Origin of the sequence: Paraburkholderia gardini, from assembly GCF_907164575.1 — a bacterium.
Classification (GTDB): Bacteria; Pseudomonadota; Gammaproteobacteria; order Burkholderiales; family Burkholderiaceae; genus Paraburkholderia; species Paraburkholderia gardini.
On sequence record NZ_CAJQYY010000029.1, the window covers coordinates 1 to 17629 of the forward strand.

The 17629-nt window shown below is 62.6% G+C and carries 19 protein-coding genes; 12 read left to right on the forward strand and 7 right to left on the reverse strand.

All coding sequences use genetic code 11. The annotated features are described in order from the left end of the window. The 3 genes from LPA34_RS21665 to LPA34_RS21675 form a co-directional block, all read right to left on the reverse strand. Window positions 1-1360: cation:proton antiporter (locus LPA34_RS21665; protein ID WP_228982088.1), on the reverse strand; the 1360-nt coding region annotated here is incomplete at its 3' end. Window positions 1361-1462: 102 nt separating this feature from the next. After that, window positions 1463-1864, reverse strand: coding sequence for a DUF3175 domain-containing protein (locus LPA34_RS21670; protein ID WP_228982089.1), 402 nt, complete (start codon window positions 1862-1864; stop codon window positions 1463-1465). A 25-nt stretch (window positions 1865-1889) separates the two neighbouring features. Continuing rightward, the gene (locus tag LPA34_RS21675; RefSeq protein ID WP_228982090.1) at window positions 1890-2420 is read right to left on the reverse strand and encodes a PRC-barrel domain-containing protein; all 531 of its coding nucleotides are present in this window, start codon (window positions 2418-2420) and stop codon (window positions 1890-1892) included. 394 nt (window positions 2421-2814) lie between these two features. Here LPA34_RS21675 and LPA34_RS21680 point away from each other — a divergent pair, with 394 nt between their 5' ends. The 3 genes from LPA34_RS21680 to LPA34_RS21690 all read left to right on the forward strand — a co-directional run bounded on the left by LPA34_RS21680 (window position 2815) and on the right by LPA34_RS21690 (window position 4345). Beyond that, window positions 2815-3366, forward strand: a complete 552-nt coding sequence (locus LPA34_RS21680; protein WP_228982091.1) for a DUF4142 domain-containing protein — start codon at window positions 2815-2817, stop codon at window positions 3364-3366. Continuing rightward, the gene (locus LPA34_RS21685) at window positions 3363-3707 is read left to right on the forward strand and encodes a DUF1488 family protein (protein WP_228982093.1); all 345 of its coding nucleotides are present in this window, start codon (window positions 3363-3365) and stop codon (window positions 3705-3707) included. The genes LPA34_RS21680 and LPA34_RS21685 overlap by 4 nt, the downstream gene beginning before the upstream one ends. A gap of 62 nt (window positions 3708-3769) precedes the next feature. Beyond that, window positions 3770-4345: a hypothetical protein gene (locus LPA34_RS21690; RefSeq protein WP_228982095.1), complete on the forward strand. Its 576-nt coding sequence runs from the start codon at window positions 3770-3772 to the stop codon at window positions 4343-4345. 124 nt (window positions 4346-4469) lie between these two features. On the opposite strand, the gene LPA34_RS21695 is transcribed toward LPA34_RS21690, so the two are convergent. Continuing rightward, on the reverse strand, window positions 4470-4706 hold the full coding sequence (locus tag LPA34_RS21695; protein WP_228982097.1) for a hypothetical protein: 237 nt from the start codon (window positions 4704-4706) through the stop codon (window positions 4470-4472). Window positions 4707-5041: 335 nt separating this feature from the next. On the opposite strand from LPA34_RS21695, the gene LPA34_RS21700 reads away from it, so the two are divergent. Next, window positions 5042-5491, forward strand: coding sequence for a ferritin-like domain-containing protein (locus LPA34_RS21700; RefSeq protein WP_228982099.1), 450 nt, complete (start codon window positions 5042-5044; stop codon window positions 5489-5491). A 197-nt stretch (window positions 5492-5688) separates the two neighbouring features. Here LPA34_RS21700 and LPA34_RS21705 read toward each other — a convergent pair whose 3' ends face one another. Further along, window positions 5689-6027 (reverse strand): BON domain-containing protein, encoded by a 339-nt coding sequence (locus LPA34_RS21705; RefSeq protein WP_228982101.1) that lies wholly within the window; start codon window positions 6025-6027, stop codon window positions 5689-5691. 496 nt (window positions 6028-6523) lie between these two features. Between LPA34_RS21705 and LPA34_RS21710 the strand changes: the two genes are divergently transcribed. Both LPA34_RS21710 and cuyB read left to right on the forward strand, forming a co-directional pair. Then, window positions 6524-8008, forward strand: coding sequence for an RNA polymerase factor sigma-54 (locus LPA34_RS21710; protein WP_228982102.1), 1485 nt, complete (start codon window positions 6524-6526; stop codon window positions 8006-8008). 239 nt (window positions 8009-8247) lie between these two features. Then, entirely contained in the window at window positions 8248-8970 is a 723-nt protein-coding gene (cuyB, locus tag LPA34_RS21715; RefSeq protein ID WP_228982104.1) for a cysteate racemase, read from the forward strand. 56 nt (window positions 8971-9026) lie between these two features. Here cuyB and LPA34_RS21720 read toward each other — a convergent pair whose 3' ends face one another. Beyond that, window positions 9027-9407, reverse strand: a complete 381-nt coding sequence (locus LPA34_RS21720) for a DUF2917 domain-containing protein (protein WP_228982105.1) — start codon at window positions 9405-9407, stop codon at window positions 9027-9029. A gap of 275 nt (window positions 9408-9682) precedes the next feature. Beyond that, a complete protein-coding gene (locus LPA34_RS21725; RefSeq protein WP_228934886.1) occupies window positions 9683-10357 on the reverse strand; it encodes an HAD family hydrolase in 675 nt (224 codons plus the stop codon). 799 nt (window positions 10358-11156) lie between these two features. On the opposite strand from LPA34_RS21725, the gene LPA34_RS21730 reads away from it, so the two are divergent. The 6 genes from LPA34_RS21730 to LPA34_RS21755 all read left to right on the forward strand — a co-directional run bounded on the left by LPA34_RS21730 (window position 11157) and on the right by LPA34_RS21755 (window position 17618). Beyond that, window positions 11157-12065, forward strand: coding sequence for an STAS domain-containing protein (locus LPA34_RS21730; protein ID WP_228982107.1), 909 nt, complete (start codon window positions 11157-11159; stop codon window positions 12063-12065). A 5-nt stretch (window positions 12066-12070) separates the two neighbouring features. Beyond that, window positions 12071-12430 (forward strand): STAS domain-containing protein, encoded by a 360-nt coding sequence (locus LPA34_RS21735; protein WP_228982109.1) that lies wholly within the window; start codon window positions 12071-12073, stop codon window positions 12428-12430. A gap of 73 nt (window positions 12431-12503) precedes the next feature. Continuing rightward, entirely contained in the window at window positions 12504-12935 is a 432-nt protein-coding gene (locus tag LPA34_RS21740) for an anti-sigma regulatory factor (RefSeq protein WP_228982255.1), read from the forward strand. After that, window positions 12920-13987 (forward strand): SpoIIE family protein phosphatase, encoded by a 1068-nt coding sequence (locus LPA34_RS21745; RefSeq protein WP_228982111.1) that lies wholly within the window; start codon window positions 12920-12922, stop codon window positions 13985-13987. Before LPA34_RS21740 ends, LPA34_RS21745 begins: the two co-directional genes overlap by 16 nt. Further along, window positions 13984-15720 (forward strand): ATP-binding protein, encoded by a 1737-nt coding sequence (locus LPA34_RS21750; protein WP_228982113.1) that lies wholly within the window; start codon window positions 13984-13986, stop codon window positions 15718-15720. The genes LPA34_RS21745 and LPA34_RS21750 overlap by 4 nt, the downstream gene beginning before the upstream one ends. After that, the gene (locus LPA34_RS21755; RefSeq protein WP_228982115.1) at window positions 15717-17618 is read left to right on the forward strand and encodes a hybrid sensor histidine kinase/response regulator; all 1902 of its coding nucleotides are present in this window, start codon (window positions 15717-15719) and stop codon (window positions 17616-17618) included. The genes LPA34_RS21750 and LPA34_RS21755 overlap by 4 nt, the downstream gene beginning before the upstream one ends. Window positions 17619-17629: the final 11 nt, after the last annotated feature.

Sequence of the window (17629 nt, forward strand, 5' to 3'; positions counted from 1 at the left end):
AAAAAAAATCTGGGGCGTGCGGGGCGGGTTGGGGCGGCGGCTCGCGGGGGGGGCGCGGCGCACGGCGATACCAGCTCATCAGCGGCGTGGCCGACATGCCGTGCACGACCACCGACGCCGTCACGACAGCCAGCGCGAACGGTATGAGCGGCACCACGTCGTTCGCGCGACCTTCCTGCAGCGCCAGGGTCAGGTAATAGAACGAGCCGATGCCGCGAATGCCGAACCAGCTCATCAATCGTCGCTGCGGGTGGGATGCGCCCGATCCCACCAGCGACACTTCGACCGCCAGCGGCCGCACGACCAGGAAGAGCGCCGCGATCAGCGCGGCGCTCTGCCACGTGAAAAGCGGCCCATGCAGCGTCGCGAGGACGTTGCCGATGATCAGCATCATCGCGAGTTCGGCGATACGTTCCAGCTCGATCGTGAAGCCGAGCACGGATTCCGCCATAAACGCATGGGCCTTCTGCGGATCGGCGGCGGTCGCGGTGACATCGCCCGCCTCGACGGCGCCGATGGTTTCCCGTGGCGATTGTCCGCCGCTCGCTCGATGCTCGACGCGACGCATCGAGACGCCCGCTGCAAAAACGGCGAGAAAGCCGAACGTATGTGCCAGTTGCGCGATGCCGTACGACAGCTCGATCAGCCCGAGCGCGAAAAAGGCTTCGAGGCCGAGGGCCTGCGCGTGACGCGTTCTTAACCACGTCACGCCGTGAGTGGTTACCCAGCCCAGCACGCCGCCCGTCGCGATCGCGCCGAAGATACCCCAAAGTGTGCTGCCGATGAACGTCCACGTGAACACGTCGGCGAAATTCGCGTTGTGGTTGGCGCATAACGCAAGGCCGAGCAGCGCGAACGGCAACGCGATGCCGTCGTTGAGGCCGCCTTCGCCCGAGAGCGAAAAACGCATGAGATCGACGTCGGCCGAGTCCTGGACCTGCACGTCGTGGGCGAGAACCGGATCGGTTGGCGCGAGAATCGCCGCGAGCAGCAGCGCCGGTCCCCAGCCGAGATGCAGTGCGTGGACGCCGAATAGCGTCAGGAGCGGCACCGTCACGAGCATGGCGACGAAGCCGAGCCGCAGCGGTATGGCCCACAACGCGTCGAAAAGCGGAACGCGCAGACGCAGGCCGATCGCGAACAGTGAAACCAGCAGCGCGACTTCGGTGATGATGCGCAGCACGCCGGCATCGACGATCACGTCCAGATGCAGCAGGCCGATCCCGGGCGGCCCGAGCCCGAGGCCGATCGCGAGATAGAACATCGCGGCGCTGCACGGCAGACGCTCGAACGTGGCTGCCGCGATGCCCATGAAGGCGAACACACCGCCGACGACAAGAAACCAGATCGTTTCGTGCATGAGGTATCCGGTGAGGCAGCCTGACAACGCTGCCGTGCGGTTTTGCCTGGTGCGGGCCTGGCGGTATGGATCGCCGTATCGCGTGCATCGCGCGCGATGCAGTCAGGGCGCGCGGCCAAATGCCTCGCGTAGTTTGCGCTTTGCCGTCTGAAGCGTTGCGCGACGCGATTTCGGCAGATTACGCCCTGCGCGGTTGATATAGAAATTCAGCATCGACATCGCCGACTGGAACGGTGTGCCTTTGCGTCGTTTGCTACGTGTAGACGAGCGTTTTAGCGAGTCGGCAATCTCCTGCGCGCTGCCGGACCTGAAGATATCGTGCTCGATATCCATGGCGTCACTGGTTTCCATGACGTGATGCGACCAGCGTTTGCCGACCTTGCCATTCCTGTGCGACGCAGCTTGCTTCGCACGATGCGCGGCGTGGGCCTGCGCATGGCGTTGCCTCGGTGGACGGCCCGAGCGGCTGCGTTTTGCCGGATGCCCTTTCTTTCTGGTGACCATGGAATGCCTCGTCGTAGTTTGACGATCAAAGCTTCACGCCACCCGCTTCCGGCGCGTTTGACGAGCCGGCCGGAATGTCGCCCACACCCACATCGTCGCGCGCACCGGGGTCGCCGCTAGCGCCGCGTTCATCGCTCCAGTATGGCGCGCGGCCATAGTACTGGTGAACGCTCGTGGCCCACGTGCGGTCCGCCATCGCGGGCCAGTGGTCCTTGTCGAAGCCCGGCGCATTCCTGACCTGCCCGGATGTGAGATTCAGCACGAAGCATTTGCGGTCGGTATCGAGCGTCAGTGCATTCCATGGAATCGCCAGCAGCTTGTCGCCGACGCCGAGAAAGCCGCCGCTCGACAGTACGGCATAAGCAATGCGTCCTCCCTGCACGTCGAGCATGATGTCCTTGATCTTGCCGACGTCGTCGCCATCGGCGCTGAGCACGGTGTTGCCGTCGAGCGTACCGGCGGCCATTACGTCGGGGCCCGGGCCGTCCGCGGTTTTGCGTCCACTGCCGACGATGCGTGCTCCGGCGCCGGTGCCGGGCTGATTGCGCGTATTCATGAAGCGTCTCCCTGAAAAGCAAAGATTGGATCGCGAGGCGGAACCCCGGTCGAACGGCGCCATGGCCGCATCAATGTTCAGCAAGGGATGTACCCATCAAACACTTTCGACACGCATCGATTGAATTTCCCCATACCTGTGAGGACATTGCGCCGGCCTGAACGTGCTCTCAGGAGCATCGCAACAATTGCATTGCCATGCGCACAAGTTGCAAGCGCTGGACGTGATGCGTCGCCGCAAAGCGTATCCACGCGCTTTTACTTGCCGGGCACACCTTTTGCGGGTTCCGTGCTGAGGCTGCAGGACGATCAGCCGGCATTCGACAAAACGCGGATTGCGCAGTCAAGCCGGCGCACGGCAGCGTGACGGAACGATCTGGAACAGGAGAAATCGCATGACATTCCAGCATTCAATGCGCGCGATGGTGGCGGCAACCGGGATCGCGATGACGATGCCTGCTGGCGTCGTTCACGCGCAGACGAGCGAACCGGCGGCGGCACAGACGAAATTATCGGCGGCCGATCAGCAGTTCGTGCAGGACGCTTCGCAGGCCGGTGCCACGGAAATCGCCGCCAGCAAGCTGGCGTTGAAAAATTCGAACGACCCGCAGGTCAGGAAATTCGCTTCGCAGATGATCGTCGATCACACGAAACTGGCCCGGAACCTTGACATCGTTGCCGAGAAAAAAGGCCTGAAATCGCCACCTTCGGCGGATTCGGCAGTCATAGGGAAGTTGCAGAGGCTCAAGGGAGCCGGTTTCGATCAGGCCTATATCGCCGACGTGGCCGTGGGCGGCCATCAGAAGGCGGTCGAACTGTTCCGGAAGGAAAGCGAAAGCGGCGCCGATCCGCAATTGAAGGCGGCTGCCACGAAGGCGCTGCCGGTGATCCAGCACCATCTTGCGATGGCGCAGCAACTGGGCAATGCGAAGAAGAGCACATCATGAGTGTGATTTTGTCGAGGGCCGCCTGGGAGGACGCGAACATGACCATCACTTTTTCCGATGATCCGCCGGTCTTCGACGGTGCAAACCTCGCGGTGCGCTTTACCGCGGCCGTCGACGGGCAACCCGTTGCGTGCGTTATCACGGCGGAAGCACTTGAAGACCATTTTGGCGCAGACTCTCCTCTGGAAGACTCGCTTTTGAAGGCATTCCAGCGCGGACGCGCGCGGATCCGTTCCGTGTGCGCCGAGGCGCTCGATCAGAACGGCGGCGAAAGCGTCGTTTTGCACAGCGGGCTTTTCCGGGTCGAGGGAATGGAGCCGGATCGCGGGCTGAAGGCATAGCACCCTGTGTGAACCCGCGACGGCAACTGCGCACACCATCTGCAAAGATGAAAGGAGGCGTCATGTCACTCATTGTCGCAGGACGTTTTACGACTTTTCCGGCCGCCGAGGCGGCCGCGCAACGGCTCTTCGCGAACGGCTTCGTCGAGGAGGACGTCACGCTGTTTTTCGTGAACCCGCGCGGGCAGCATGCGCGCTATCCGATTGGCGGCGATCAGGACGATGATCCGGGCGCGCGCGATGCGCCGAAGGGCGCAAGCAAGGGTGTAATGATCGGGGCCGTCGTCGGTGCGATTGTCGGAGCCGGGCTTTTCGCGGTGTTTCATGCGCCGCTGCTTGTCTCCGTGATTGCAGCGGGCGTGGGAGCGTATATCGGTTCGCTCATTGGCGCCATGTCGCATACACGGGAAGGCGACAGGCACGGCCACCAGTCGCATCACGAAGAACGCGATTCCGGCGTGCTGCTGGCGGTGCACGTATCGCCGGATACGCAACTGCAGGCGGCGCGCGTACTGCGCGAATGCGGCGGCAGTACGATCGAACGCGCGACAGGCCGCTGGCAGCAGGGCCGTTGGGCCGACTTCGATCCGACAAGGACGCCAACACCGGTCAGCGAGTTGAACGAGCGGGGCGCGTGAGCATGGATCTAGCCGCTTCGATGCTTAAGCGTAAAGGCGTCAGAAAAGAAACGGCCTGGAAATTTTCCAGGCCGTTTTTCAGGCGCTTTCATCGATAGTCACACACGTTCCTGTCTCGATCCGTCTAGACCCAGAGCGCCGACCCGCGACGCGGTTGCGGCGTAGTCCCTTCCACGCGCTGTTCGTTCTGCGTCGACTCGCACGCAGCGGGCACAATGCCCGATTGCTGGATTGCGTTACAGCTCATCGCCTGCGTGGCGGGTTGCGGGGCGGTGTCGAATGTATTGAGCCGAAGCTCCATGACAGCCGCTGACGTCACGAGCGCGGTGAACACCAGAAACGCCGCACGTTTGCTTCTCATGTTTTTCTCCCTGACCTGTCGATCCTGCATGCCGTTGTTTTTATCGGTTGATGTTCCGTCGTCGATGCAGGACGGAACATGCGGATACGTTGGATTAAGCAAACACCGCGCCATCCGGCTGATTCACGGATGAATGGCGGAAAACGCCCTGTTTACGTGGGTTTTCGCGTTACAGGAAGACATGGACGCGGCCTGAGCGCCGGCTCGTCCGGCAACTTTTACGCGGCTGGATGACGTTCCGCGCCGGTCGCCGGGCGGGTACGCCACATGCGTCTCCATAAGTGACCGCAAGTACATCGCGGCAACTGTTTTCAACCAGACTTAAGGAGCGTTACATGGCTACGAACGTTGTTTCCGAACTGAATGATCTGGTCGAGACTTCGAAGGACGGCGAGAAGGGCTTTCGCAAGGCTGCGGAAGACGCCCACGATTCGCAGCTGAAATCGCTGTTCGCCAGTCGCGCCGATGACTGCGCACGCGGCGCACGCGAATTGCAGGACACGATCCAGCAGCTCGGCGGCAAGCCGGATACTGGCGGTTCGGTGACAGGTGCGCTGCATCGGGGCTGGGTCGATCTGAAGTCGGCGGTAAGCAGCCGTGGCGATCATCAGATTCTGGCCGATTGCGAAAAGGGCGAGGACGCCGCGAAGAAGTCTTACCACGACGCCCTCGAAAAAGATCTGCCGGCTGATGTTCGCGCAATCGTGGAGCGGCAATATCAGGGTGTAGTGCAAAATCACGATCGTATCCGCGATCTGCGCGATCAGTATGCGGCGCGCAAGTAGCCACTTGAAGTGAAGCGGACTAAACGGGGGCGAAGGATGTCGGGTAGCGGGAGCTTTCCTGCTGCCCGATTTAATTTGTGCGGGTGCGTGTTGCATGCGCATGCCCTTCATGCATTGACGAAAACGCCTTGCCGTAAACGCAAGAAGCCGTCCGCGATTTTTCGCGGACGGCTTCTTCGGCCGAACCTCGACGCGGCTTATTCGGCCGCGACCTTCAGATGGTTCTTGACGCCCTTGACGCCGTCGACCTGATTCACGACATCTTCAGCGGCGGTCTTGTCTGCTGCCGAGGGCACCGTTCCCGTCAGCCACACGACGCTCTTTTGCGTCTTCACATGGATGTGGGTCGACTTGACGTTCTTGCTCGCGAGCAGATCCGCCTTGACCTTGGTGGTGATCGTCGTGTCATCGACGTGGGCTCCCATCGATTCCGACACGCCGGCCGGTGCCGACGCAGTCGACTGTGCATTCGCGTTCAGGGCAAATGCGATACAGGCGACGCTGCCTGCGGTCTTGAGGAACTGGATCGTTTTCATGGATTTCTCCTTTCGGGTGGTTGAAGAGTGCTGCGGTCTTGTTGCCTGTGCGGTCGATCGCGGCCATTGCCGTTGATGACACGCCTGGGGAGAGTGGCCGCATGACGGTTCCGTCAGCCCCGTGGTCGACATCGAATGCGCTGCTGGCATCCGTCCACCATCAGGGAAGCGCAAGCCGTGTGCCACACCGCGTCATCCCGCGGCGTGTCGGGCTACAGGCGCGACTGGACGGGGGTGCGACATGAAATGAACCGGGCAGGATGCGTGCTGAAACAGACTTGCCCGCCGGCCCGGATTTTTCCGGCCGCTTGTAAAAATGGCGTGCGAGGGAGTCTGACAACACCCGAAAAACATCGCTCGCGAGGATCAAATCGCTGTAAAAACAGCGCCCTGTGAAATCTGGTACGGCGATTGCTCTATTCAGACCAACGATAGTGCCCGAATGCGATCTGCTTCGGGTATTCGAACCAGAATCTTCAAAAGGGATCGCACTACAATGCCGCCTTCAATCGAGCTACGCACACGACAGTCACTTGCGCTGACCCCTCGCCTTCAGCAGTCGGTCAGGCTCCTGCAACTGTCCTCGCTCGAGTTCCAGCAGGAGTTGCGCACGGCACTCGATACCAATCCGTTCCTTGAATACGACGCATCGCAAACGGAAGATGTCGCGCTTGCCGCAGAAAGCACGGGCGAGGCAACGCAAGCTTCCGGCGAGCCGGTATCGGCCGGCGCGGAAACCGCCGCCGATGCGCCGGTGTCAGGCAGCGCGGATGCGTCATTGCACGACGAGCCGGCGGGTGAGTACAGCGGCGACTACAGCGCCGATTCATTCGGCCGGGGCTCGTCGCGTTACAACGGCGACAGCGAAGGTAGCGATCCCGCCGACTGGGCACGTTCACAGCCCTCGTTGCACGAACAGCTTCACGATGCGCTGCGTCTCTATCCGCTGAACGAACGCGATCGCGAAGTCGCGCGCCTGATCATCGAGTCGCTCGATGACGACGGCTATCTGCGTCAGGATCTCGCCGATCTTGCCGACGTGTTCGATGTCGAACCGGAACTGACCGAGCACGAACTGCTCGTCGCGCTGCGGCTCGTGCAATCGCTGGACCGGCCGGGCGTCGGTGCACGTTCGCTGTCGGAATGTCTGAAGCTGCAACTCGATTGCATGGATAACGACACGCCGGGCCGCGACGCCGCGATTCAGATCGTCGAGCATCATCTTGAGCGGCTCGCGCGCCGTGAGCAGGCCGAGTTGCAAAAGCAGACCGGCTGCAGCGCCGACGAACTGCGCATCGCGTGTGCGCTCGTGCGCAAGCTCGATCCGAAGCCCGGCAACTACTATGGCAACGCGGAAGACAACTACGTCGTACCAGACGTAATCGTGCGTCAGGTTCGCAGCAAGTGGGTCGTGTCGATCAATCCGGCCGTGATGCCGCGCGCGCGGATTCATCGCCGGTACGCGGAGCTCTTTGCACAATCGGCCGGCACGAGCCGCTCGCCGCTCGCGCAGCAGTTGCAGGAAGCGCGCTGGCTGATCCGGAATGCGCAGCAGCGCTTCGATACGATCCAGCGCGTCGCCGAGTGCATCGTGGCCCATCAGCGCGCGTTCTTCCAGTACGGCGAGATTGCGCTCAAGCCGCTCGTCCTGCGCGACGTCGCCGATGAACTCGGTCTGCATGAATCGACGATCTCCCGCGCGACGGGTAACAAATATATGGCGACGCCGCGCGGTATTTTCGAGTTCAAGCACTTCTTCCCGCGCGAACTCGGCACGGAAAGCGGCGGGACCTGTTCGGCCGCGGCAGTACGCGCGCTGCTCAAGGAAATGATCGCCGCGGAAAATACCCACGATCCGCTTTCGGACGTCACGCTCGCGCGGATGCTGGCCGACCAGGGCGTGCTCGTCGCGCGCCGGACGGTGGCGAAATACCGGCATCTGATGAAGCTGCCGCCCGCGGAATTGCGTCGACAGATGTGAGACTGCCGCAAGGCCACGCTGGACGCTGGAAAGGTCTCTTCGCGAGACCTTTTTTCATGGGCCGCGCCGCCTCATGGTTTAGCCTGGCCCCAGCTTCTTCCATGCCCTCCGGCTGTGTTAAACCGACGGTTCTGCGTTATGCTGCGCACGCCTGTCACGCTGCTGTGCGGGCGATGCCGCGGCTGTTCCCGGTTCCTTGCATCTGGGCCGCGTCCATTGAAGTCACTGGAGACTCAGGGATGGCACTCATCGGCGTTCTCGGCGGGATGGGCCCGCTTGCGACGGTCGACTTCATGGAGAAGGTCGTGCGCCTGACGCGCGCCGCCGGCGATCAGGAGCATCTGCCGCTGCTGGTCGCCAGCCTGCCGCACATTCCCGACCGTTCGCTCGCGATTCTCGATGGCGGCGAAGACCCGCTGCCTGCCATGCTCTCGGGTATCGACCTGCTCAACCGCAATGACGTTGGCGTGATCGCGATTCCGTGTAATTCGGCGCACTACTGGTATGCGCAACTGCAGGCGCGCAGCGCCGCGCCGATCCTGCATATCGGCGAAATCTGCGTCAACGCGATTCAGGATCCCGCGCAGCGCGTCGCCATCCTGGGCACAAGCGGCACGATCGCGGCGGGTTTCTATCAGGAAGCGCTCGCCGCTCGCGGAATTACACCGGTTGTCCCGGACGAAGTCGCGCAGGCGCGCCTCGACGCGAGCGTCAGGGCCGCAAAGGCAAACGACATCGATGAAGCCACGGTCCAGCTTTCCGCCGCGCTCGCGATCCTGATTGCGCAGGGCGTGCGTGCAGCCGTCATGGCCTGCACTGAAATTCCGCTGGCCGCGCGCAATCTGTCCGCGCCGCCGGTCACACTGATCGACAGCACACTCGAACTCGCACGGGCCACCGTTGCGTTCGCGGTTGCACGCGGCTGGAATGCGCCCCGGCAGACTGTGCCGGATCGCATTTAAGCGGTGTGCAATCCGCTGGCGAATGCCGCTCCTGAGGCACATCCCCGCGTGCTTCGTCACCAGAGCGCGAACATCGGCTGCCGCGCCCACTTCCAGCGGATGTGCCGGCGCCGGGCGAGATGCATCGTCAGCACCACATCGGCGTCGGGCCGCACGCCGGTCGTTGCGTGCGCATCGATATCGCCGGTCACCCACACGCGCTCGCCGCGCGACAGACGCAAGGTCTCGCCTGGCTTGAGCCAGTAGTCCCACTGGTCGCCGGCACGCGTCACCCACAGCCGTGCGCCAGCCGAAGACACGACCGCATCGCGGCGAATCTTCAACGTCACCGTCTCGCCTGCCGCGACTGCAAACTGAACCACATAGCGGCGCTGCTCCTGCATATCGTCCGTGCCACGCGCTAAAGCGCGCCGTTGCTGGCTGCTCTCGTCCATCATCGTCTCCGTCTGAATGCCGGCGCAACGGGGACGTATACAAAGGAAAAGGCCCCGTCGTTTCCGGCGGGGCCCTGGGGATTCTGCGTGTATCGATGAATCTAGCGCACGCGTCCTGACCAAAGCCCGCCGTTGATGGCGTGAATTGGGTGATTAATCGCGTTTGCGATACACAGGAACATAGGCATGTCGATGAGTGTCTTCGGAGGCGAATGTCCTGTCAAGAAATTATTGAGACGAAGTCATTGAAACGAGATGACGCATGCGGTGCATGCCCCTCACGGACGCGCGGCAACTTCATCCAGATGCAGCAGCAGGTCGCGCGGATCTTCATAGACGCGCAACGCGCCCGAGCGTTCGAGCTCATCGAGCCCGTAGCCGCCTGACAGCAGGCCGACGCCAAGCGCGCGACAGCGACGCGCGGCGAGCATGTCCCAGATGCTGTCGCCGACCACGACGGATTGTTCAACCGGCACGCCCAAGCGCGCGGCTGCCGCGATGAACAGATCGGGATCGGGTTTCGCGTACTTGACGTCGTCGCGCGTGACGACCACTTCCTTTGACGGATCGACGCCCAGCGCTTCGAGATTGACGGCCGCTGTTTCCATGCGGCCGCTTGTGGCGATTGCCCAGCGCGTGCCGGTCTGCGTCAACGTCGCGAGCAGTTCGCGTGCGCCTGGCAGCGGGCAGACCTGGGCGCGTAGCCGCTTGTACGCTTCCGCATGCGTGCGGCGCAGGCGGTCGACACGTTCCTGACTGATATCGCCGCCGGTTTCGCGCAGCAACTGGTTGGTGAATAGGCCGCCGCTCATGCCGATCTTGCGATGGATGCGCCACACCGACAGTTCGATGCCTTCGGCGTCGAGTGCTTCTTTCCACGCAAGGACATGCTGATACACGCTGTCGACCAGTGTGCCGTCGAGGTCGAACAGGAAGGCCGTTTCCATTCGCATGGGGCGTCTCCAGGGGCAGATGGGAAATGCGTTCAACGATGTGCACACGCAGCGCGTCGTTTGACGCGCGGTCCAGTATCGAACGGATTGTGCGGCACGGCAAGAAGCGAAAGACGCCATGTAACGCGCGCCTGCCGTGTGAGGCATGCATCAAGCGGGTAAGCGCCGGACGCGCACGTGGAAGTCTTGCCGGCAACAGGTAAAAGAGACGCGCCCGCGCCAGAAAAATACCCCAGGGAGCCCTGTTTTCCCATGCGCATGAGCGCCGGAACGTCTTGCTACAAGGGACCAGGCAATAAAGGCACATTTCTTGCTGAACGTAGGAGACGGGCTTTCTCCACGATATCGGGGAAGCAAGCCGAAAACAGTAAAGAAGGGAGGAGAGATCATGCCTTACATCCTTGGCTGGTTCCTTGGTGTACCGGTTGTCGTTCTGCTTGTGCTCTATCTGATTTTTCACTAGGCGTTTTTCTTTACTTGCGCATCGACAGTCCTGGCAGCTTTAGCCGGTTGCAGGTTCACTCTGACATAACCACTAGCGGTCGTCCGGGAACCTGAGCGTGCAATCCGGTTTCCGCCCCGATCGTGGCTAACCTGCCGCGCTTGACTTCGTTCGTCACGCGCGGCGATTTCGCGCATGCCCACGCACGCAGGAAAGACTCCGCACAAGCGCTGGCGCATGTTCAATGCAGAACCGCTGTGCTATTGTCGGCGGCAGTGAAGCATGTCAATCAGATCGGGCCCTGCGGTGCGCAAAGGTGCTCATGCATGGTCCATACAAGGACTAAAGGATTGCCTCATGAACACAATCGACGGCTCGCGACTGGCTGGAATTTTCTCCGACAATCACGCCAGGTTGCTGTCGGAGTGGATGAGTCAGCACTATGCGTCGGTGGCGCGCCGTGGGCTTGTTGACGAAGCGCAGTTGCGCAACCAGTTTTCCCGGTTCGTTTCGCTTCTCGCGCCGGCCTTTGCCGCGTCGACGTCCACTGAAATCCAGCAGCCCGCATGGGCCGAAGTCCGCGGTTTCCTCGCCGATTTTTCCGCACAGCGCGCCCGCCAGGGCTTCACACCCGCGGAGACCGCGCGCTTCGTCTTCTCGTTGAAACAGCCGCTTTTCGCGGTGCTGCGCGAGAACCTGATGAGCGAACCCGCTGCGCTGGTCGATCTCACATGGTCGATCAGCACACTGTTCGATGAACTGGGTCTCTATACCACCGAGGTGTTCCAGGCGAGCCGCGAGCAGATCATCGTGCGCCAGCAGCAGGAACTGCTCGAACTGTCGACACCGGTCGTGCAACTGTGGGAAGGCATCGTCGCGCTGCCGCTGATCGGCACGCTCGATTCGGCGCGAACCCAGGTCGTGATGGAAAGTCTCCTGCAGAAAATCGTGGATACCGGCGCGGCCATCGCCATCATCGATATCACCGGTGTGCCGACCGTCGATACGCTCGTTGCGCAGCATCTGCTGCGCACCGTCGCCGCCGCGCGGCTGATGGGGGCGGACTGCATCATCAGTGGCATTCGTCCGCAGATTGCGCAGACCATCGTGCATCTCGGCGTAAACCTCTCCAACGTGGTGACCAAGGCCACGCTCGCCGATGCGTTCGTGATCGCGCTGAAACGTTCGGGCAAGTCGGTGGCGACACCCGCGGACCTCGCTGCCGAACCGTCGAACGGGACGGCCGGCATGCAGTCCCTCCGGTAGCCGCGATGGAGCGCATTCCGATTCTGCGCATGGGTAACAACCTGATCGTGACGATTCAGGTGGACATGCATGACAGCCTTGCGATGACGTTGCAGGACGATCTGATGAACCGCATCGTCAAGGATCGCGCGAGGGGCGTGCTGATCGACATTTCCGGCCTCGACGTGGTCGACTCGTTCATCGGCCGGATGATCAGCAACACCGCGGCGATGGCGAGCGTGCTCGACGCACGCACCGTGGTGGTCGGCATGCAGCCGGCTGTCGCCATTACCCTGGTCGAACTGGGGTTGACGCTCACCGGCGTGCGCACGGCATTGAATGTGGAAAGAGGCATGGCGCTTCTCGCGGACGGGGAGTGGACATGACCATCGGGAACAGTGCGTGCCTACCCTCCACGATGCGGCGTAGCGATTCATGAATCACGTCGACACGGGGGCAATGAGTGGCGACACCGCGCGCGAAGCCAGCGCGCCACAGCAGATCCTGCCGATCACCAACGACGGGCAGATCGTACGTCTGCGTCAGTATGTGCGTGAACGGGCCGTCGAGCAGGGTCTTTCGCTGGTCGACCAGACGAAGCTCGTGACCGCCGCGAGCGAACTCGCACGCAACACGCTGATGCATGGCGGCGGCGGCGAGGCGCAGTGCGATGTGCTCGAACGCAACGGACGCCGTGGTGTGCGCCTCGTGTTCGTCGACCGGGGGCCGGGCATTGCCGACATTTCCCGCGCGCTGACCGATGGCTTTACGTCGGGCAACGGTCTCGGTCTCGGGCTCGGCGGCGCAAGACGACTGTGCGATGAGTTCGATATCCGTTCCACGCCCGGCGAGGGAACGACAGTGACGATCACGAAATGGAAGCCCTGGTGAACGACAGCACGACGGCGCAGCAGCAGTTTCTGGTCGCCGATACCAGCCAGATCGCCCACGTGCGACGCAGCGTGGGCGATCTCGCGCGGGGGCTGGGCTTTGCCGAAACGGCGGCCGGGCGTGTGGCGATTGTGGTCACGGAATGTGCAACGAACATTCTCAAGCATGCGGGTCATGGTGAACTGCTGGTGCGACGCCTCGCGCTCGCTCAACCGCATTCGACGCAGGTTCGCTTCGGCATCGAAATTCTCGCGCTCGACAAAGGTCCCGGCATTCATGATCTGCACGCGTGTTTCGAAGACGGCTACACGACAGCCGGCAGCGCAGGCAGTGGCATGGGCGCGATCCAGCGGCAGTCCGACGAGCTCGATATCTGGAGCCAGCCCGGCCACGGCGTGGCGATGCGCGCCGTACTATGGGGCGACGATGCCCGGTCTGCGCAACCGGCTGGCCTGTTCGAATACGGCGTCGTGAATCTGCCTGTCGCCGGTGAAACGTTGTGCGGCGACGCGTGGGGCGTGGCGTCGACCGACGAAGGTGTGATTATCATGGTGGCCGACGGCCTCGGTCACGGTCCGCAGGCGAATGCGGCTTCGATGGCGGCGGTGCGGACGCTGAACAGCTACGCGCGCCTGCCGGTCGTCGAGATCATGGACCGCGCGCATGACGCGCTTCGGTCCACACGTGGCGCGGCAATCGGCATCGCGCGCTTCGACGGCGTGGGGGGCAAGCTGCATTTCGCGGGCGTCGGCAACGTCTCGGCGATCGTGAAGCAGAACGACGGCACCCAACGGCAGATGATGTCGCACAACGGCATCGTCGGCCACAATATGCGCCGCGCGCAGGAAGTCGACGCGCCGTGGTCCGCGCACTCGCAACTCGTGATGCACTCGGATGGTCTGCTCACGCGGTGGGATATCGATCACTACCCGGGGCTTGCGTTGCACCATCCTTCGCTGATCGCGGGCGTGCTGTATCGCGACTGCACGCGCGGTCGCGACGACGTCACGGTTCTGGTGGCGCGTTCGCGCGCGCGGGCGGCGCTGTCATGACGCTGCCGATCCTCACGCTGCCCGTCGACACCGGACAGGATCTGGTCGCGGTGCGCCGGCGTGCGCACGAGATCAGTTCAGCGCTCGGTTTCGGACAGCAGGACTGCGTGCGTGTCGCAACCGCCGTGCTCGAAATTGCCCGCAATGCGCTCGCGCACGCGAACGGCGGGCGCGTGTCGTTCGAAGTCGAAGGCGACGCGCTTCCGCAACTGTTGACGGTGCGTGTGGTGGATGCCGGGCGGGGTATGCCGGACCCGGCGAGCCAGCCGGCGGGCGAAGGCCTCGTTGCCGCGCGGCGTCTGATGGACCAGTGCGTGGTTGACTCGACACCGGGCGCCGGCACGACCGTGATCCTCAAGAAAACGATGCCGGAGCGCGCACCGGTTGTCACGGTCGAAACAATCAAGGCGCTCACCGCGCGCTTCGGCGAACTCGAAGGCAAGTACACGTACGAAGAATTGCAGCGGCAAAACCGCGAACTGCTCGCAGCGCTTACTGATCTTCATGAGCGTCAGGACGAGCTCACGCGGCTCACGCGCGAACTCGCGGATACGAATCGGGGCGTCGTGGCGCTCTATGCGGAACTCGACGAGCGAGCCGATCACCTGCGTCGCGCGGACAACATGAAGTCGCGCTTCCTCTCGAACATGAGCCATGAGTTTCGTACGCCGCTTTCGTCGATCCGCGCGCTGTCGAAACTGCTGCTCGAGCGTATCGACGGCGAACTGACAATCGAGCAGGAAAAGCAGGTGCGTTTTATCCGCAAGGCCGCGGATGATCTCTCCGAAATCGTCAACGACCTGCTCGATCTCGCGAAGATCGAGTCGGGCAAGATCGAGATTCGCGCCGCGGAATTCGAAATCGACGCGCTGTTTTCCGCGTTGCGCGGCATGATGCGACCGCTTCTCACCGAGGCGCCGGTTGAACTGATCTTCGACCCGTGCCCCGACTTCCCGCCGCTTTACACCGACGAAGCAAAAGTCGCGCAGATCCTGCGCAACTTCATTTCGAACGCGCTGAAATTCACGGAGCAGGGCGAAGTGCGTGTCAGTGCCGTGTATCACGGCGACAGCAAGATGGTCACGTTCTGCGTGGCCGATACCGGCATCGGTGTCGCATCGGAACACCTGCAGCTGATTTTCGAAGAGTTCGGCCAGGTGGAGAACCGTCTGCAATATGCGGTGAAGGGCACGGGCCTGGGTCTGCCGCTATGCGGGAAACTGTGCGCGCTGCTGGGCGGCTCGATCGGCGTCGACAGCACCGAAGGGCGTGGCTCGGTCTTTTCGGCCACCCTGCCAATGTACTTCGGCGGCGCGGCGCAGGACGCCGTCGAACGCGAAACGACGACGATCGAACCGGGCAGGCGGCCGGTGCTCGTTATCGAAGACGAACCGGAAGTGCGTCTTCTGTATGAAAGCTGGCTGCGCAATACGGATTACCAGGCGATCTCCGTGAAGAACCTGCGTGAGGCAGACCAGATGATGAAGGTCGTCACGCCGCACGCGATCGTGCTCGATCTGCTGCTGGGCGAAGACGATACGTGGCACTGGCTCGCGGAACTGAAAGCAGGAGAATACGGGCAGCGTATTCCGATCATCATCGCGACGGCGGTCAACGAGAGCGCGAAAGGCAAGTCGCTTGGCGCCGATGCCTATCTTTTGAAGCCGGTTACGCGTAGCGAACTGGTGTCGTCCATCGACCGCCTTGTCGACCCGCAAGAGGAGGACGTATGAGCGATCCACGCCCGAGCGTCATCCTCAATGTCGATGATAACGAAGGTGCGCGTTACGCGAAAACGCGCATCCTGCAGCGCGCGGGCTTCGCCGTGCTCGAAGCGGCGACGGGTCACGAGGCGCTCAGCAAGGTGCGCGACGCGTCTCCCGAACTCGTGCTGCTTGATGTGAAACTGCCGGACATCAACGGGCTCGAAGTGTGCCGGCGCATCAAGACCGACCCGGAAACGGCGTCGACGCTCGTGCTGCAGACCTCGGCCGCGGCCGTGCACAGCATCGACAAGGTGCGCGCGCTCGATGGCGGTGCCGACAGCTATCTGACGGAACCGATCGAGCCACCCGAACTGATCGCGAACGTGCGCGCGCTGCTACGCGTCAGGCACGCGGAAAACGCACTGCGCGAAAGCGAGGAGCGCTTTCGCCAGATGGCGGAAAACATCGAAGACGTCTTCTGGATGCTCGACCCGATGACCGACGAGCTGCTCTATGTGAGCCCGTCGTATCACCGTGTGTGGGGCCACGACGCGGTGATACCGAAAGCGGGCGCGAAGCACTGGTCCGACGACGTGCATCCAGGCGACGCAGTGCGCATTGCGGCAGCGTACCGCGCGCTTCTCGCCGAAGGCACGTTCGAGGAGGAGTACCGCATCGTGCGTCCCGACGGCGCTGTGTGCTGGGTGAGCGAACGGGGTTTTCCGGTACGCGACGCGCATGGCCGTATCTATCGTCTTGCGGGCATCGCCAGCGACATTTCGGAGCGCAAGCGCAACGAACTGCTGTTGCGCGACGCCGATCAGCGCAAGGACCAGTTCCTCGCGATGCTGGCGCATGAACTGCGCAATCCGCTTGCGCCGATCCGCAACGCGATCGAACTGATGCAGGTCGACCGTCTGCGTTCGGCGGAGACCTTCGACAGTGCACGCGCCATCATTTCGCGTCAGGTGACTCATTTGAGCCGGCTTGTCGACGATCTGCTCGACGTATCGCGTATCACGCAGGGCAAGATCACGCTCAAGCGTGAGCCTGTCGAAATGACGGCGGCCGTTTCGGCGGCGCTCGAAACGGTGCAGCCCGCGATCGCGAAGAAGCAGCACGACATTTCGATCCATCTGCCGGATGCACCGCTTTATGTATCCGGCGATGCCGTGCGGATCTCACAGGTGATTGCCAACGTGCTGTCGAATGCGTGCAAGTACACGCCGGAACACGGCGAACTTTCCTTGACGGTGACGCATGTGGACGGCAACGTGAAGATCACGGTCAGGGACAATGGCGTCGGTATTCTGCCGGACATGCTCTCGCGTGCGTTCGAACTGTTCGTGCAATCCGAAAACTCGCTTGAGCGCTCCGAAGGCGGGCTCGGCATCGGTCTGCCGCTCGCGCGAACACTGGTCGACCTGCATGGCGGCACCATCGAAGCGTTTTCGGCGGGGCTTGGGCAGGGCAGCGAATTCGTCATGATGTTGCCGCTGCTGCCCGCCGATCAGGTCCCCATGGTTTCGGTACCCGCGGAGATCCGTGAGGCGCCGCATGCGCGCCGCCTGCTGCTGGTCGACGACAGCGTCGATGCAGCGGAGGCATTGTCGCTGTTGCTCGGAACGCTTGGGCACGACGTGCGGACCGCGAACGATCCATGGACCGCGCTCGAACTCACCGATACGTTCGATCCGCAGGTGATCATTCTCGATATCGGATTGCCCGGCATGGACGGCTTCGAGCTTGCCCGCACGATGCGCGGCAAGCCCGGGACGGCAGGCGCGCTGCTGATTGCGCTCACGGGTTACGGCCAGGAGCGTGATCGCCAGCTCTCACGCGAGGCCGGTTTCGACCATCACTTCGTGAAGCCCGTGTCGGTCAACGAAATCCAGGAAGTGATCGAGCGTGCGGCTAACAGCTAACAGCGTCTGAC

What these genes read in the sequence shown, in the direction of transcription:
- LPA34_RS21670 (WP_228982089.1), bottom strand. Translation starts at nt 1,864, where the DNA reads ATGGTCACCAGAAAGAAAGGGCATCCGGCAAAACGCAGCCGCTCGGGC.
- LPA34_RS21675 (WP_228982090.1), bottom strand. Translation starts at nt 2,420, where the DNA reads ATGAATACGCGCAATCAGCCCGGCACCGGCGCCGGAGCACGCATCGTC.
- LPA34_RS21680 (WP_228982091.1), top strand. Translation starts at nt 2,815, where the DNA reads ATGACATTCCAGCATTCAATGCGCGCGATGGTGGCGGCAACCGGGATC.
- LPA34_RS21685 (WP_228982093.1), top strand. Translation starts at nt 3,363, where the DNA reads ATGAGTGTGATTTTGTCGAGGGCCGCCTGGGAGGACGCGAACATGACC.
- LPA34_RS21690 (WP_228982095.1), top strand. Translation starts at nt 3,770, where the DNA reads ATGTCACTCATTGTCGCAGGACGTTTTACGACTTTTCCGGCCGCCGAG.
- LPA34_RS21695 (WP_228982097.1), bottom strand. Translation starts at nt 4,706, where the DNA reads ATGAGAAGCAAACGTGCGGCGTTTCTGGTGTTCACCGCGCTCGTGACG.
- LPA34_RS21700 (WP_228982099.1), top strand. Translation starts at nt 5,042, where the DNA reads ATGGCTACGAACGTTGTTTCCGAACTGAATGATCTGGTCGAGACTTCG.
- LPA34_RS21705 (WP_228982101.1), bottom strand. Translation starts at nt 6,027, where the DNA reads ATGAAAACGATCCAGTTCCTCAAGACCGCAGGCAGCGTCGCCTGTATC.
- LPA34_RS21710 (WP_228982102.1), top strand. Translation starts at nt 6,524, where the DNA reads ATGCCGCCTTCAATCGAGCTACGCACACGACAGTCACTTGCGCTGACC.
- cuyB (WP_228982104.1), top strand. Translation starts at nt 8,248, where the DNA reads ATGGCACTCATCGGCGTTCTCGGCGGGATGGGCCCGCTTGCGACGGTC.
- LPA34_RS21720 (WP_228982105.1), bottom strand. Translation starts at nt 9,407, where the DNA reads ATGATGGACGAGAGCAGCCAGCAACGGCGCGCTTTAGCGCGTGGCACG.
- LPA34_RS21725 (WP_228934886.1), bottom strand. Translation starts at nt 10,357, where the DNA reads ATGCGAATGGAAACGGCCTTCCTGTTCGACCTCGACGGCACACTGGTC.
- LPA34_RS21730 (WP_228982107.1), top strand. Translation starts at nt 11,157, where the DNA reads ATGAACACAATCGACGGCTCGCGACTGGCTGGAATTTTCTCCGACAAT.
- LPA34_RS21735 (WP_228982109.1), top strand. Translation starts at nt 12,071, where the DNA reads ATGGAGCGCATTCCGATTCTGCGCATGGGTAACAACCTGATCGTGACG.
- LPA34_RS21740 (WP_228982255.1), top strand. Translation starts at nt 12,504, where the DNA reads ATGAGTGGCGACACCGCGCGCGAAGCCAGCGCGCCACAGCAGATCCTG.
- LPA34_RS21745 (WP_228982111.1), top strand. Translation starts at nt 12,920, where the DNA reads ATGGAAGCCCTGGTGAACGACAGCACGACGGCGCAGCAGCAGTTTCTG.
- LPA34_RS21750 (WP_228982113.1), top strand. Translation starts at nt 13,984, where the DNA reads ATGACGCTGCCGATCCTCACGCTGCCCGTCGACACCGGACAGGATCTG.
- LPA34_RS21755 (WP_228982115.1), top strand. Translation starts at nt 15,717, where the DNA reads ATGAGCGATCCACGCCCGAGCGTCATCCTCAATGTCGATGATAACGAA.